Annotated in this window: 13 protein-coding genes; 1 reads left to right on the forward strand and 12 read right to left on the reverse strand. The window is 72.3% G+C overall.

Annotated features, from left to right (window positions below; translation table 11 throughout):
* Nucleotides 1–72: 72 nt before the first annotated feature.
* From nusB to ACFV9J_RS37915, 12 genes are all read right to left on the reverse strand, one after another.
* On the reverse strand, nt 73–501 hold the full coding sequence (gene nusB, locus ACFV9J_RS37860; protein WP_003977336.1) for a transcription antitermination factor NusB: 429 nt from the start codon (nt 499–501) through the stop codon (nt 73–75).
* 2 nt (nt 502–503) lie between these two features.
* Nucleotides 504–1,070 (reverse strand): elongation factor P, encoded by a 567-nt coding sequence (gene efp / locus ACFV9J_RS37865; RefSeq protein WP_133888125.1) that lies wholly within the window; start codon nt 1,068–1,070, stop codon nt 504–506.
* Between the two features lie 63 nt (nt 1,071–1,133).
* Complete coding sequence (locus ACFV9J_RS37870) at nt 1,134–2,240, reverse strand: aminopeptidase P family protein (RefSeq protein WP_385362364.1); 1,107 nt, start codon at nt 2,238–2,240, stop codon at nt 1,134–1,136.
* Between the two features lie 163 nt (nt 2,241–2,403).
* On the reverse strand, nt 2,404–3,345 hold the full coding sequence (locus tag ACFV9J_RS37875) for a Pro-rich N-terminal domain-containing protein (protein WP_385362365.1): 942 nt from the start codon (nt 3,343–3,345) through the stop codon (nt 2,404–2,406).
* Between the two features lie 166 nt (nt 3,346–3,511).
* Nucleotides 3,512–5,161 (reverse strand): 3-dehydroquinate synthase, encoded by a 1,650-nt coding sequence (gene aroB / locus ACFV9J_RS37880; RefSeq protein WP_385362367.1) that lies wholly within the window; start codon nt 5,159–5,161, stop codon nt 3,512–3,514.
* Nucleotides 5,158–6,342, reverse strand: a complete 1,185-nt coding sequence (aroC, locus tag ACFV9J_RS37885; protein WP_385362369.1) for a chorismate synthase — start codon at nt 6,340–6,342, stop codon at nt 5,158–5,160. Before aroC ends, aroB begins: the two co-directional genes overlap by 4 nt.
* A 401-nt stretch (nt 6,343–6,743) precedes the next feature.
* The gene (locus ACFV9J_RS37890; RefSeq protein ID WP_385362371.1) at nt 6,744–7,583 is read right to left on the reverse strand and encodes a shikimate dehydrogenase; all 840 of its coding nucleotides are present in this window, start codon (nt 7,581–7,583) and stop codon (nt 6,744–6,746) included.
* Entirely contained in the window at nt 7,564–9,324 is a 1,761-nt protein-coding gene (gene mltG / locus ACFV9J_RS37895; RefSeq protein ID WP_385362373.1) for an endolytic transglycosylase MltG, read from the reverse strand. Before mltG ends, ACFV9J_RS37890 begins: the two co-directional genes overlap by 20 nt.
* 128 nt (nt 9,325–9,452) lie before the next feature.
* The gene (ruvX, locus tag ACFV9J_RS37900) at nt 9,453–9,917 is read right to left on the reverse strand and encodes a Holliday junction resolvase RuvX (RefSeq protein ID WP_385362430.1); all 465 of its coding nucleotides are present in this window, start codon (nt 9,915–9,917) and stop codon (nt 9,453–9,455) included.
* 35 nt (nt 9,918–9,952) lie between these two features.
* Nucleotides 9,953–12,625: an alanine--tRNA ligase gene (gene alaS, locus ACFV9J_RS37905; RefSeq protein WP_385362374.1), complete on the reverse strand. Its 2,673-nt coding sequence runs from the start codon at nt 12,623–12,625 to the stop codon at nt 9,953–9,955.
* A complete protein-coding gene (locus ACFV9J_RS37910; RefSeq protein WP_385362376.1) occupies nt 12,625–12,981 on the reverse strand; it encodes a hypothetical protein in 357 nt (118 codons plus the stop codon). Before ACFV9J_RS37910 ends, alaS begins: the two co-directional genes overlap by 1 nt.
* Nucleotides 12,982–12,988: 7 nt before the next feature.
* Entirely contained in the window at nt 12,989–13,438 is a 450-nt protein-coding gene (locus ACFV9J_RS37915; protein ID WP_333749611.1) for a DUF948 domain-containing protein, read from the reverse strand.
* Between the two features lie 165 nt (nt 13,439–13,603).
* On the opposite strand from ACFV9J_RS37915, the gene ACFV9J_RS37920 reads away from it, so the two are divergent.
* Entirely contained in the window at nt 13,604–15,793 is a 2,190-nt protein-coding gene (locus ACFV9J_RS37920; RefSeq protein WP_385362378.1) for an ATP-binding protein, read from the forward strand.
* The last annotated feature ends 22 nt before the right edge of the window (nt 15,794–15,815 follow it).

The following is a 15,815-nucleotide window of genomic DNA, read 5'->3' on the forward strand; positions in this document are numbered from 1 at the left end:
GGCCGGAACCATGCGGTTCCGGCCACCCCGGCGGTTTCTTGCGTGTGTGCGGCGCGGGCACGGCTCGTGGAGCTACTCCCGGCGCAGCGAGGGCTTCAGTTCCTTCAGCCGGCCCAGCAGCCCGTTGATGAACGCGGGCGACTCGTCGGTGGAGAACTCCTTCGCCAGCTGCACCATCTCGTCCAGGACGACGGCGTCCGGGGTCGCGTCGACCCACAGCAGCTCGTACGCGCCCAGGCGCAGGATGTTGCGGTCGACGACCGGCATCCGGTCGAGCGTCCAGTCGACCGAGTACTGGGCGATCAGCTCGTCGATGCGCTCCGCCCGGCCGGCGTAGCCCTCCACCAGCTCCATCGTGTACTCGCTCACCGGCGGCTGCCGGGTGTCGGACCGGGAGTGCCGGACCCAGTCGGCGAGCACCGTCAGGACGTCGGCGCCGCGCTGATCGCCCTCGAAGAGGATCTGGAAGGCGCGCTTGCGGGCCGTGTTGCGAGCAGCCACGGTTAGCTGTTCACCCGGCCGAGGTAGCTGCTGTCGCGGGTGTCGACCTTGATCTTCTCACCGGTGGTGATGAAGAGCGGGACGTTGATCTGGTGACCGGTCTCCAGGGTGGCGGGCTTGGTGCCGCCGGTGGAGCGGTCACCCTGGACGCCGGGCTCGGTCTCCTGGATGGTCAGCTCGACGGCGGCCGGCAGCTCGACGAAGAGCACCTCGCCCTCGTGCTGCGCGACGGTGGCCTCGAAGCCCTCGATGAGGAAGTTGGCGGCGTCGCCGACGACCTTGCGGTCGATCATCAGCTGGTCGTACGTCTCCATGTCCATGAAGACGAAGTAGTCGCCGTCCATGTACGAGAACTGCATGTCACGCTTGTCGACAGTGGCCGTCTCGACCTTGACGCCGGCGTTGAAGGTCTTGTCGACCACCTTGCCGGAAAGCACGTTCTTCAGCTTGGTGCGCACGAAGGCCGGGCCCTTGCCGGGCTTGACGTGCTGGAACTCGACGACGGACCAGAGCTGGCCGCCTTCGAGCTTGAGCACCAGGCCGTTCTTGAGGTCGTTCGTGGAAGCCACGGTTGCGGAATCTCCTGGACTGGACTGACGTGGACGACCCGGGAGCGTACGCACAGCGCGAGGCTAGAGCGCGAGCAGCTCCTTGGTCGTGATGGTGAGTAGCTCGGGTCCGCCGTCCGCCTCGGGGCGCACGACGAGCGTGTCATCGATCCGGACCCCGCCCCGGCCCGGGAGGTGAACCCCCGGTTCGACGGTGACCGGCACACAAGCGTCCAGTTTACCCATGGCCGCGGGGGCCAACTGAGGGTCCTCGTCGATTTCGAGTCCGACACCGTGCCCGGTGAGTGCCGGAAGGTGCTCCGCGTACCCCGCGGAGTCCAGTGGCTGGCGGGCCGCGCGGTCCACGTCGCGGCAGGCGGCGCCGGGTGCGAGGGCCTCCCGTCCGGCGCGCTGGGCCGAGAAGACGAGGTCGTACAACTCGATCTGCCAGTCGGCCGGCGAGGTGCCGATGACGAACGTACGGCCGATCTCGCAGCGGTAGCCGCGGTACGTCGCGCCGAGGCACACGGAGAGGAAGTCGCCCTCCTCCACCCGCCGGTCGGTGGGCCGGTGACCGCGGCGCCCCGAGTTGGGTCCGGTGCCGACGGAGGTGGGGAAGGCGGGGCCGTCGGCGCCGTGGTCGACGAGGCGGCGTTCCAGCTCCAGGGCGAGGTGCCGCTCGGTGCGGCCGACCAGGATGGACTCCAGGAGCTCGCCGAGCGCCTGGTCGGCGATCTCGGCGCCGATGCGCAGGCAGGAGATCTCCTCCTCGTCCTTGACCACCCTCAACTGCTCGACGGCCTGGCCGAGGTCGGTCAGGCGCAGCGCCGGCGCGACCGAGCGCATGGCGCGGTGCCGGACCACGGTCAGGTGGTGGTCCTCGGTGGCGAGGGACTCGGCGCCCTGGTCCGCGGCGAGGCCGGTGGCCGCGACGGCGGGATCCCCGCCGGGGCCGGGCAGCGCACGCACCGGCAGCGACTCGTCGGGGCGGCCCTGCGTCGGCCGGTCGTCCGGCGGGCCCGAGCAGACCAGCAGGTCCTCGGTCCTGCCGAGGAGCAGCACGGCGCCATGCGGGGCGGCGCCCGCGAGATAGCGCACGTTGGCGGGCCGGGAGACGAGCGCCGCCGCGCTGCCGCCCGCGTTGCAGCGTTCCCGTAGGCGCGTCCGGCGGGCCGCGTAGACCTCTGACATGAGCCGAGCGTATGGCTCCGCCGGTGGGTGTGCCGCTTGGGTGGGCCGAGTGGGCGGGGCCCGGGGATGCGGGGTGCGCCTGTCGGGGTGGGGCCTTGTGTCGTGTGGCGTCCGAACGCCGGTGGGGGTTGCTCGCGCAGTTCCCCGCGCCCCTACGGGGCGCTTACCAGTTCGGGGGGCTGGCTATCGAGCGGGAGAGGACCTCGTCCAGGAGGTGGGCGGTGTCCGGGATGTCGAGTTGGGAGTTGTCGATGATGGGGAGGCCGGAGCCGTACCAGCCGGCCATGCGGCCGTGGATGCGGGCGACCTCCTCGTCGGTGAGGCGCCGGTTGCCGCTGCGTTCGGCGTTGCGCTCCAGGACGATGTCCAGGCCCGGCAGGAGGACGACGGGGAGCAGGCCGGGGCCGACGTGCCGCTTCCAGCCGCCGAGGCCGACGACGGGGCGGTCCGGGAAGACCGCGTCGTCGAGGATGCAGGAGATGCCGTTGGCGAGGAAGTTGCGCGCGGAGAAGCCGCAGGTGCGGCGGGCGAGGCGGTACTGCGCCTCCGAGTGCTCGTTCCACCCGGTCTGGGGGTCGGCGAAGCCGGAGCGGACCCACTCGCGCACGTCGTCGAGGCTGATGTGCGCGGTGGGGACCCGGCGGTGGTCCGCCCAGTACTTGGCCACACTGGTCTTGCCCGCGCCCGCGGGGCCGATGAGCAGCACCGCGAGCGTGGTCGTGGTGGGGTCGGGCGCGGCGGCCGTGGCGGGCGGCACGCTGGGCACGGCCACCGGACCGCCGGGCGGCAGCGGTACGTGGCCGGTGGTGTCCGGCGCGGGCGGTCCGGGAGCCGGCTGGTGCGGGGCGGACGCGGGCTGATGCGAAGCCGGGGCGGACGCGGGCTGGTGCGGGGCCGGGCCGGGACCCGGGTGCGAAGCCGGGACGGGACCCGGCTGCGGGGCCGGGGTCTGGCGCGGTGCCATGGGGTACCCCGGCGCCGGAGGGGGCACGGGGGCGGGTCCCTGGGGCGGGCCGGGGTGGTGTGCGGCCGGGGACCAGCCGGGGACCGGTCCGTGCCCCGGCTGATGGGGCGGCGGCAGCGGAGAACCCACGGGGTGCTGCATCCGGTGCCACTCCGTCTCGTACAGGCGATGGGCGCTGACGGCGGAAGGGGGCCCGCCGTCGTGCTACCGAACGGTACCGCCCCCGGCCGTCGTTTGGTGAACGGCCGGGAGCGGCCCGAAGTGCCCGTGCCGCCCGGCGAATCGGGCGGAACCGCGCACCGGGGTACTACTCGCCCACCTCGCCGTAGGCGGCGAGGAGGACGGCCGGGTCGGGGCCCTCCAGCACGGTGGGCCTGGCGAGGCCGTCCAGGACGATGAACCGCAGCAGGTCGCCGCGGGACTTCTTGTCGACCTTCATGTTCTCGACCAGCTTGGGCCACTGGTCGTAGCGGTAGTGCAGCGGCAGGCCGACCGCTTCGAGGATGCTGCGGTGGCGGTCGGCGGTGGCGTCGTCCAGCCGCCCGGCCAGGCGGCCCAGTTCGGCGGCGAAGTGCATGCCGACCGACACGGCGGCGCCGTGGCGCCACTTGTAGCGCTCGTTCTTCTCGATGGCGTGGCCGAGGGTGTGGCCGTAGTTCAGGATCTCCCTCAGGCCCGCTTCCTTCAGGTCGGACGAGACGACCTCGGCCTTGACCTTGATGGAGCGCACGATCAGCTCGGCGGTGTGCGGACCGGCCGGGGTCCGCGCGGCCTGCGGGTCGGACTCGATCAGGTCCAGGATCGAGGGATCGGCGATGAAACCGGCCTTGATCACCTCTGCCAGTCCGGAGACGTAGTCGTTGACCGGCAGCGAGTCCAGGGCGGCCAGGTCGCACAGGACACCCGCCGGCGGGTGGAAGGAGCCGACCAGGTTCTTGCCCTCGGCCGTGTTGATGCCGGTCTTGCCGCCGACGGCCGCGTCCACCATGGCCAGCACGGTGGTGGGGACGGCGATCCAGCGCACCCCGCGCAGCCAGGTCGCGGCCACGAACCCGGCCAGGTCGGTGCTGGCGCCGCCGCCGACCCCGACGATGACGTCGGTGCGGGTGAACCCGGACTGGCCCAGCGCCTTCCAGCAGTACGCGGCGACCTCGGCGGTCTTGGCCTCCTCGGCGTTGGGCACCTGGATCGCGATCGCCTCGTAGCCCTGCCCGGCGAGGTCGGCGCGCAGTGCGTCACCGGTCTCGGCGAGCGCCTCGGGGTGGATCACCGCGACCCGCTTCGCCCTCGCCCCGATCAGAGAGCCCAGCTCACCCAGGAGCTGACGGCCCACCAGGACCTCGTAGGGCTCGGACCCCGCGGTGCCGCCGATCTCGATCCTTGTCACGTCGTTCACCACAGCGTCCTCCGGCCGGGGGTCCGGGGGTTGTCCCCCAGGAGATACAGTCTTCAACTCCACTGCTTCCAGGGCGGCTCGGGTGACTTCTTCCGGCGTGCGGCCGTCCGTGGCCACCACGGCCGTGGCGACCTCCTCGTAGAGATGCCGGCGGGCCTCCATCAGCTCGCGCCACTGCTTGCGCGGGTTGACGGTCAGCAGTGGGCGCGCCACGTTCAGGCCGGTGCGCCGCACCGCCTCCTCGACGTCCATCGAGAGGTAGACCACCCGGTGCCCGGCGAGCAGCGCGCGCGTGTCGGCGTCGAGGACCGCGCCGCCGCCGAGGGCGAGGACGCCGTCGTGCTCGCCGAGCGCGGTCCGCACGGCCTCCTTCTCCAGCTCGCGGAAGACCGGCTCGCCCTCGTCCACGAAGATCTCGGCGATGCTCCGTCCGCGGCCGGTGACGATGTCCTCGTCGGTGTCCCGGAAGACGGCGCCGAGCCGCTCGGCCAGCAGCTGTCCGACGGTGGACTTGCCGACGCCCATCGGACCGACGAGGACGACCAGCGGGCCCCCGCTCATCGGATGGCCAGGTGGTCGAGGTAGGAGCGCACGTTGCGGCGGGTCTCGGTCACGCTGTCGCCGCCGAACTTCTCCGCCACCGCGTCCGCGAGGACCAGCGCCACCATCGCCTCCGCGACGATCCCGGCGGCCGGCACCGCGGACACGTCGGAGCGCTGGTGGTGCGCCTGCGTGGCCTCGCCGGTGGCCACGTCCACGGTCTTCAGGGCGCGCGGCACCGTCGCGATCGGCTTCATCGCCGCACGCACCCGCAGCAGCTCACCGGTGGTGAGCCCGCCCTCGGTGCCGCCGGAACGGCCCGAGACGCGGCGGATGCCGTCGGGCGTGCCCACGATCTCGTCGTGCGCCTGGGAACCGGGTACCCGGGCCAGCTCGAACCCGTCACCGATCTCGACGCCCTTGATCGCCTGGATGCCCATCAGGGCGCCCGCGAGCCGCGCGTCGAGCTTGCGGTCCCAGTGGACGTGCGAGCCGAGGCCCACCGGCACGCCGTAGGCGAGGACCTCCACGACGCCGCCGAGGGTGTCGCCGTCCTTGTGGGCCTGGTCGATCTCGGCGACCATCGCCTTCGACGCGTCCGCGTCCAGGCAGCGCACGGGGTCGGCGTCCAGCCTCTCGACGTCGGCCGGCGTCGGGTACCCGCCGCGCGGCGCCTTCGCCGAGGCCAGCTCGACGACGTGGCTGACGATCTCGACGCCGGCCGTCTCCTTCAGGTACGACCGGGCCACCGCGCCCAGGGCGACGCGGGCCGCCGTCTCACGGGCCGAGGCGCGCTCCAGGATCGGCCGGGCCTCGTCGAAGCCGTACTTCTGCATCCCGGCGAGGTCCGCGTGGCCGGGGCGCGGCCTGGTCAGCGGGGCGTTGCGCGCGAGGCCGGCCAGCACCTCCGGGTCCACCGGGTCGGCCGCCATGACCTGCTCCCACTTGGGCCACTCGGTGTTGCCGACCATCACGGCGACCGGCGAACCCATGGTCAGCCCGTGCCGGACGCCGCCGAGGAAGGTCACCTCGTCGCGCTCGAACTTCATCCGCGCACCGCGGCCGTAACCGAGCCGCCGCCTGGCCAGGTGGTCCGCCACCATCTCCGTGGTGATCGGCACACCGGCGGGCAGCCCCTCCAGCGTCGCGACGAGTGCGGGACCGTGGGACTCCCCCGCGGTCAGCCAGCGCAACCTGCTCAACGGTGCTCCTCAGTGCTCGCGCCCCGGTATGCCCCACGTACGCGTCTTGTTCGCGTACGCGACGGTCCGACCGGGTGCGCGGCCCCGGCCCGCCGCCTCCGATCCTCCCACGTCCGGCCGCCGTACCCGGTCGCCGGTCCACTTGCCGGACGCCCGGACGGACAGGCGGACGGCCCCGGGCGACGTCAGGCGGGACGGTTGCCCTGCTGCCGAGGCGGGGCGCAGGAACCGAGGAAGCCGGCCCCGCTCTCCTGCCGCCGCGGCTGAGCGTACGGGCCGAGGTGGTCGGCCCCGCTGCCCTGGCCGTACGGCGAGCTGGGTCCTGGCGGAGGCCAGCGGCACGGCTGTGTACATGGATCGTCGTCCCCTCCCGTTCCACCCCTGCGGAACGGGACGGGATCCTAGCGATCCGCGAGCGCGTGCTCCCCCGCTTTTCGCATGGCCGCCAGCGGTGCGGGCGTCCGGCCGGTCATCTGCTCCACCTGGAGCACTGCCTGGTGGAGCAGCAGGTCCAGGCCGCTGACGACGGCACCGCCGTGCGCCGACCAGCGGGCGGCGAGCGCGGTGGGCCAGGGGTCGTAGAGCACGTCGAAGAGCGTGGTGGGCATCTCGGGGACGGCGGCCGCGAGCGCGTCGGTGGCACCGGCCGGGGTGGTGGCCACGACCAGCGGGGCGCGCAGTGCCTCCTCGGCGTCCGCCCAGTCGGCGAGGCGTACGTCGACCCCGAGCCGTTCCGCCCAGCCCCGCATCTCCGCGGCGCGCGCCGCGCTGCGGACGTAGACGGAGACCTCACCGGTGCAGATCCGGGCCAGCGCGGCGAGCGCGGAGGACGCGGTGGCGCCGGCGCCGAGGATCGCCGCGGACTCGACCTTCTCGATGCCGTGCTCGCGCAGGGCGGCGACGATGCCGGGGATGTCGGTGTTGTCGCCGGTCCTGCGGCCGTCCTCGGTGAGGACGACGGTGTTCACCGCGTCCACGGAGGCCGCCGTCTCGCTGACCGAGTCGAGCAGCGGGATCACCGCACGCTTGAGCGGCATGGTGAGTGACAGCCCGGCCCACTCGGGCCCGAGCCCCGCGAAGAAGCCCGGCAGCGCCGCCTCGTCCACGTCGAAGCGGTCGTACGTCCAGTCCGCGAGGCCCAGCTCCGCGTAGGCGGCGCGGTGCAGCGCCGGGGAGAGGGAGTGGGCGATCGGGGAGCCGAGTACGGCGGCCCGGCGCCGGTCAGTTGCCGGAGCTGGCATCGAACTTGTCCTTCAGCTTCAGGAACTCTTCGTGGGTCTTGGCGAACTCGGTCTTCTTCACGCCGTCCGTGGCCACGAAGTAGAGCCAGCCGTCCTCGGTGGGGTTGAGCGCCGCCTGCAGGGCCTCTTCGCCGGGGTTGCCGATGGGGCCCGGCGGCAGGCCCTTGTTGGTGTAGGTGTTGTACGGGTCCTTGTTGCTGTTGATCTCGGACTCGCTGATGTGGATCTTGCTCTGGCCCATCAGGTAGTTGAACGTCGAGTCGAACTGCAGCTCCTGGTTCGTCTCGGTGTTGGACTCCTTGAGCCGGTTGTAGATGACCTCCGCCATCTTGCGGAAGTCGTCGTGCGTCTTGCCCTCGGCCTGCACCAGGCTCGCGGCGGTGAGCAGCTCCCACGGGCCTTCGAGTCCGAGGCCCTCCGCCTTCTGCTCCAGGCCGATCTTCTCGTACTGCTCGCTGGCACGTGCCACCATCTGCTTGAGCACGTCCTTGGGCTTCTGGCCCTTGGCCGCCGAGTAGCTGGACGGGTAGAGGAAGCCCTCCAGGGGGTCCTTGACGTCCTTGTGGTTCAGCGCCCAGTCGGGCAGGCCGAGGCTCTTGTACTCGGACTTGGCGACCTTGGCGGTGGTGCCCGCCTTCACCTCCAGGCGTTTGTCGATGAGCTCGAAGATGCGGGCGTTCCGCCATCCCTCGGCGATGATCAGGTTGCTGCGGCTCTTCGGGCTGAGCAGGAGTTCGACCGCGCTCTCGGCCGACATCTCCTTCTGGAGCGTGTACACGCCGTCCTGGATGCTCTTGCCGCGGGGGTTGCTCTGCTGGGCGGCGATGAACGCGTCGACGCTCTTCACCACGCCCTGCCGCTTGAGTTCCTGGCCGATCGTGGAACCGCCCGCGCCCTTGGGGATGGTGACGGTCACCTGCTCGCCGTTGCCACCGCCCGCGAAGTCCGGGGCCGCGCCGAAACGATCCTGGTAAAACTGGTAGCCGAAATATCCGATGCCTGCCACGCCGCCGCCGAGCACCAGGCTGACCACCAGGCAGGCGCATCCGCTGCGGCGTTTCTTGGGCTTGCCGCCGCCCCTGGTTCTGCGGTCCTCCCGGCTGTCGCGGCCGTCACCCGGCGCGTCGTCGTCCTCGTCCGCGTCCCCGCCGGCGAAGAAGGCGTGCTCCCCCTCGTCCGGTCCGGGGTCCCAGTCGGTGCGCTGCGGCTCGGGCTCGGCGCGCCTGCGGGTGGGCGGCTCCGGCGGCGGGTACGCCTCGGGGGTGCCGTAGAAGTCGGGCTGCTCGGCGCCGTAGCCGCCGGCCTGCTGTCCGTAGGGGTCGGACGGGTCGGCCGGGTACTGCGCCTGGGGGTGTGCGCCGCCGCCCCAGCCGTCGTTGCCGTAGCCCTGCTGCGGCTGGGCCTGGGGCGCGTACTGCTGGTCGTGCTGCTGCTGACCGTACTGGTGCTGGTCGTACTGCTGCTGAGGGTACGGCTGACCGTACTGGTCGTACTGCTGCTCGGGGTGCTGGTGGCCGTACTGGTCGTACTGGGGCTGCCCGCCGCCGTACGACGACTGGCCGCCGTTGCTCCAGTCGCCGTAACCCTGCTGCGCCTGCTGCTCCGGATACTGCTGCGGCTGGCCGCCGTAGGGGGACTGCTGACCCGTCTGGGCCTGCTGTCCGCCCCATCCGCCGTCCCCGTACAACGGGTCCTCCGGATGCCACGGTTCGGAGCCTGGGCCCCGGCCATACTCAGTCATCGATCCCCTAGAGCCGCGAGGCGACGGGGACCGGGGCCCTTGCCGAAGGGCCCGCTTCCGTTCCGCCTCTTGCTGTGCGGTGGCTGTTCGAATGCCTCCGCATCGCGCGGAACGTTACCGTACCGCGATCAGATGACCACTTCGACGCCCTCGCCGGGTGGCCTGCCTGACACCCGTTCGGATTCCAGGGCCTGCTGGAGGATGATCACGGCGGCGGCCTGGTCGATGACGGACCGGCCCTTCTTGGACTTCACTCCGGAGGCGCGCAGCCCCTGGCCGGCGGTGACCGTCGTCATGCGTTCGTCGACCAGCCGGACCGGGACGGGCGCGATGCCCTTGGCCAGCTCCTGGGTGAAGCGCCTGACCTTGGCGGCGGCCGGGCCCTCGCCCCCCTTGAGGGAGCGGGGGAGGCCGACGACGACCTCGATCGGCTCGTACTCGGCGACCAGCTGCCGAAGGCGCCGGTGCGCCGCCGGGACGTCGCGGCCGGGGACGGTCTCCACCGGGGTGGCGAGGATGCCGTCGGGGTCGCAGGACGCGACCCCGATGCGGGCGTCGCCGACGTCGACGGCCAGGCGGCGGCCGCGGCGCATCTTCGGGCCGTCCGCCTGGTCGTTCTCGGGCGTGCTCACTTGGCGGTGTCCGCCACGAGGCGCTCGACGGCGTCGACGGCGTCGCCGATGGCGGCCGCGTTCTGGCCGCCGCCCTGGGCGACGTCCGGCTTGCCGCCACCGCCGCCGCCGAGGGTCTTGGCGGCGGTGCGCACCAGGTCACCGGCCTTGAGGCCGCGCTCGCGGGCGGCCTCGTTGGTGGCGATGACCGTGAGGGGCTTGCCGTTCACCGTGGTGAACAGGGCCACGACCGCGGCCCGGCCGCCCTGGATGCGGCCGCGCACGTCGAGGACCAGCTTGCGCAGGTCGTCGGCGGTGGTGCCGTCGGGGACCTGACCGGTCACCAGGGCCACGCCGCGCACGTCCTTGGCGGAGTCGGCGAGGCCGCCGGCGGCCTGGAGGACCTTCTCCGCGCGGAACTTCTCGATCTCCTTCTCGGCGTCCTTGAGCTTGCCGAGCATGGCGGAGACCTTCTCCGGGAGCTCCTCCGGACGGCCCTTGATCAGCTCCTGGAGCTGGGCGACGACCGTGTGCTCGCGGGCGAGGAAGCCGTAGGCGTCCACGCCGACCAGGGCCTCGATGCGGCGTACGCCGGAACCGATGGAGGACTCGCCGAGCAGCTTGACCAGGCCGAGTTGGGCGGTGTTGTGCACGTGGGTGCCGCCGCACAGCTCCTTGGAGAAGTCGCCGATGGTCACGACGCGCACGCGCTCGCCGTACTTCTCGCCGAACTCGGCGATGGCGCCCTGCTTCTTGGCCTCGTCGATGCCCATGACGTCGGCGCGCACGTCCAGGTCGCGGGCGAGCACCTCGTTGATCTTCTGCTCGACGTCGGTCATCACGGCCGTCGGCACGGCGGACGGCGAGCCGAAGTCGAAGCGGAAGCGGCCGGGCTGGTTCTCGGAACCGGCCTGCGCGGCCGTCGGGCCGAGGGCGTCGCGCAGCGCCTGGTGGGTGAGGTGGGTCGCGGAGTGGGCGCGGGCGATGGCCTTGCGGCGGCGGTCGTCGATGGAGGCCTGCGCCTTGGCACCGACGGTGACCTCGCCGACCTGGACGACGCCCTTGTGGACGTACACGCCCGGCACCGGCTTCTGGCAGTCGCGGACCTCGATCACGGCGCCGGTGTCGACCCGGATCCGGCCGGTGTCGCCGATCTGGCCGCCGCCCTCGGCGTAGAACGGGGTGCGGTCCAGCACGATCTCGACCTCGTCGCCCTCGGTGGCGGCCGGGGAGGAGGCGCCGTCGACGAGGATGCCGACGATCGTGGACTCGGTCTCGGTGTCGGTGTAGCCGACGAAGTCGGTGGCGCCGGCCTTGTCGGCGATCTCCCGGTAGGCACCGGCACCGGCGTGGCCGGTCTTCTTGGCCTGGGCGTCGGCCTTGGCGCGCTCCCGCTGCTCCTTCATCAGGCGCCGGAAGCCGTCCTCGTCCACGGACAGCCCCTGCTCGGCGGCCATCTCCAGGGTGAGGTCGATCGGGAAGCCCCAGGTGTCGTGGAGCAGGAACGCCTTGTCGCCGGCGAGGACGGTGCCGCCGGAGGCCTTGGTGTCGCTGACCGCGGTGTCGAGGATGTTGGTGCCGGCCTTCAGCGTCTTCAGGAAGGCGTTCTCCTCGGCGAGGGCGACCTTCTCGATGCGCTCGCGGTCGGTGATCAGCTCGGGGTACTGCTGCCCCATCATGCCGATCACGACGTCGATGAGGTCCTTGACGACCGGGCCGGTGGCGCCGAGCAGGCGCATGTTGCGGATGGCGCGGCGCATGATGCGGCGCAGCACGTAGCCGCGGCCCTCGTTGCCGGGGGTGACGCCGTCACCGATGAGCATCACGGAGGTGCGCATGTGGTCGGTGACCACGCGCAGGGACACGTCCGAGGCCTGGGCGTCGCCGTAGGCCACGCCGGTCAGTTCGGTGGCCTTGTCGATGACGGCCATGGAGGTGTCGATCTCGTACATGTTCTGCACGCCCTGCAGAATCATGGCGAGGCGTTCCAGGCCGAGGCCGGTGTCGATGTTCTTGCTCGGCAGCTCGCCGAGGATCTCGAACTCCTCCTTGCCGATGCCCTCGCCCCGCTCGTACTGCATGAAGACGAGGTTCCAGATCTCCACGTACCGCTCGTCGTTGACGGCGGGGCCGCCCTCGGCGCCGAACTCGGGACCGCGGTCGTAGTTGATCTCGGAGCAGGGGCCGCAGGGGCCGGGGACGCCCATGGACCAGTAGTTGTCCTTCTTGCCGAGGCGCTGGATGCGCTCGGTCGGCACGCCCACGACGTCGTGCCAGATGCGCTCGGCCTCGTCGTCGTCCTGGTACACGGTGATCCACAGGCGCTCGGGGTCGAGGCCGTAACCGCCCTTGTCCTGGGCGCTGGTGAGCAGCTCCCAGGCGTACTTGATGGCGCCTTCCTTGAAGTAGTCGCCGAAGGAGAAGTTGCCGCACATCTGGAAGAAGGTGCCGTGCCGGGTGGTCTTGCCGACCTCTTCGATGTCCGGCGTGCGCACGCACTTCTGCACGCTGGTGGCGCGGTCGAAGGGCGGCTTGACCTCACCCAGGAAGTAGGGCTTGAAGGGCACCATGCCGGCCGGGACGAGGAGCAGAGTCGGGTCGTCCGCGATGAGCGACGCCGAAGGGACGACGGTGTGACCGCGCTCCTCGAAGAAGCTCAACCAGCGGCGACGAATCTCGGCCGACTCCATCAGTGGTCCTCATTCCGGTTGTACGAGTGCGTCGTCCTGTCGTCGACGACGTACTCGGGGTTCTTGCTGTTCTCGATGGCGGCGTGGTGCCTCAGTGCGGGCAGTTCACGGTCGACGGGGGCCTTCAGGCCCAGCGCGTCGTCCAGTTCGGCCTCCCGCTGGGCCATGTTGTCGCGGACGTCGAGTGCGAAACCCACCGCGCGGTCCCTGACCCGGGTGCCCACGTCGAGCGCCTTGTTCGCCGCGGTGGCGGCGAGGCTGTCGGGGGTGAGCTGCTTGAGCTTCCGGTTGACCTTGGTGGTGGCCCACACACCGGCGGCCACGCCGGTGCCGAACCAGAACGTACGGCGGAACATCGCTCGGTCAGCCCTTCTTCCGCTTCGTCCGCCGCGCGGCCGGGAGCGTACGGCCCACGATCACGGTGCGCCGCGCCTGTTCGGCCGGGGCGGACATGTCCTCCTTGCGACCGCCGAGTGCCCGGCGCACGCCGTACCCGAACGCCGCGACCTTGACCAGCGGGCCGCCGAAGGTGGAGGCCACGGTGGTGGACAGCGCGGAGGCGTTCGAGGTGACCTCCTGGACGTCGGAGGCGATCGCGTCGACCCGGTCGATCTGGGTCTGCGCGCTGCGCACCGCCGCCGAGGCGTCGGCCAGCAGCGGGACCGCCTGGTCGGTCACGTCCGCCACGAGTTTGGTGGTCGTCCTGAGCGTCTGGGCCAGCCTCGCCAGTGCGACGGCGAGGAAGGAGACCAGGATCGCCCAGAAGACGGCCACCAGGATCCCGGCCACCTCGCCACCGGACACTGTGTGCACCCGCTCCCTCAAAGACGTGCCTGAACATCGGGAAAGTCGTGCACCGAGCCTATCGCGCCGGGCGCGGGGCTCCGTACCGGATTCACCGTCGCGCGCGGCGCGGTACGGCCGAGTTGCGCGAAGCGATTGTACGGAGTGAATACGGTTCAGTACGCTCCGTGTCTTATGCGAGACCTTCGGCGCGACGGCATCCCGCACGGCAATCTACCCCTGGAGCTCGACACCTTCGTGGGGAGAGCGACGGAACTCGCGGAGCTGGCCGGGGCGCTGGACTCGGCACGGCTGGTGACGGTCACCGGGCCCGGCGGCGTCGGCAAGTCCCGGCTGGCCGCACGGGCGGCCGCGCGCCGCTCGCCCCGGGACGGGGTGTGGCGGGTGCAGCTGGCGCCGGTGCGGGACGAGGAGTTCGTCGACTACGCGGTCGTGGAGGCGCTGGGCCTGACCGACCACACGACCCGGCTGCCCCGCGAGACGCTGCTCGCGCACCTGGCCGAGCGGGAGCTGCTGCTGCTCCTGGACGGGGTCGAGCACCTGGTGGACGCCTGTGCGGCGCTGGTGACCGAGCTGCTGGGCCGTGCTCCGGGGCTCAGGGTGCTGGCCGTGGGGCGCAGACCGCTGGGGGTGGCCGGCGAGCGGCTGGTTCCGCTGGCGCCGCTGGGCACGGAGGAGGCGGTGGAGCTGCTGACGGTCCGGGCCGGGCAGCGGAGCGTCACCTGCGGCCACGACGCGGACCCGGACGCGGACCAGCGGGAGGTGCGCGAGCTGTGCCGGCGTCTTGACGGCATCCCGCTGGCGATCGAGCTGGCGGCGGGGCGCCTGGACGCGCTGTCGCCGGGGCAGGTGCTGCGCCGCCTCGACGACCGGTTCCGGCTGCTGACGGGCGGGGACCGCACCGCGCTGCCCCGGCACCGGACGCTGCGCACGGCGATCGGCTGGAGCCACGAGCTGTGCACACCGCCGGAGCGGCTGCTGTGGGCGCGGCTCTCGGTGTTCGCCGGGCCGTTCGACCTGGAGGCCGCCGAGTACGTGTGCAGCGGGGGCGGGATGCCGGCCGACGACGTGCTCGACGTGCTCTCCGCCCTGCTCTCCCAGTCCGTGCTGACCCGCGAGGAGTCCCCGGCCGGGGTGCGCTACCGGATGCTCGACACGGTACGGGCGTACGGGGCCGACTGGCTGGCGGCGACGGGGGACGCGGACCGGCTGCGGCGGCGGCACCGGGACTGGTACGTGGGCCTGGCGACCTGGTGCGAGCTGGAGTGGTTCTCGCCGCGCCAGGGCGAGGTCGCCGCGCGGGTGGACGCCGAGCTGCCCAACCTGCGCAGCGCCCTGGAGCACTGCCTGGACGAACCGGACGGCGCGCACCTGGGCCAGTACCTGGCGGGCGCCCTGTGGTTCCACTGGGTGGGCTGCGGACGGCTGTCGGAGGGGCGGCACTGGCTGGAGCAGGCGGTGCGGCTGGACGCGGAGCCGACGGCCGGCGAGCAGTCCCGGCTGAAGGCGCTGTGGGTGCTCGCCTACGTGGCGATCCTCCAGGGCGACACGGTGCCGGCACTCGCGGCACTGCAGGAGTGCCGCGAGGAGGCGGAGCGCTCGGCGAATCCCACGGCGGTGGCGTACGCGGAGCACCGCACCGGCTGTCTGGCGCTGGTGACGGACGACATGCCGCGCGCGGAGACGCTGCTGCGCTCCGCGCTGCACCGCTACCGGGAGATCGGCGAGCTGAACAGCAACGTGCTGATGGGCCAGGTGGAGCTGGCGATGACCCGGGCCTTCCAGGGCGATCTGCCGGACGCGGTGCGCCTGTGCGAGGACGTGCGCCAGGTGTGCGAGGACCACGGCGAGCGCTGGGCCCGCGGGTACGCCCTGTACGTCCTCGCCTACGCGGCCTGGAGCGACGGTGAGCAGGTGCGCGCCCGCGAGCTGCTGGCCGACTGCCTGGGCAGTGCGCACCGCTTCCGCGACCAGCTGGGCTCGGTGCTGGCGGTGGAGCTGCTGGCCCTGGTCACGGTGGCGGAGGGCGACGCGGCGGAGGCGGCGGTGCTGCAGGGCGCGGCGGGGCGGATGTGGCCGTCGGTGGGGCTGCCGCTGTTCGGCTCGGCGCACTACAACGCGCCGCACGAGCTGTGCGAGGCGGCGGCCCGGGAGCAGCTGGGCGACGAGCGGTACGAGGAGTGCGTGCGGCACGGGGCGCGGCTCGGGCGCCGGGAGGCGGTGGCGCGGGCCCTGCGCCGGCCCGGGGCGAGGGCCTCGCTGCCGGCACCGCGCCCGACGGCCGTGCGGCGGGCTCCGGCGGGCGCCCGGACGGCGAAGCCCGCCGCCTCGCCCACCCGGAAGGGCGGGGAGACGGCGGGCTGAGGTACCGCTGGTACTGCGCCTG

It is taken from the genome of Streptomyces sp. NPDC059906 (assembly GCF_042730645.1).
GTDB classification, from domain to species: Bacteria; Actinomycetota; Actinomycetes; order Streptomycetales; family Streptomycetaceae; genus Streptomyces; species Streptomyces rubrogriseus.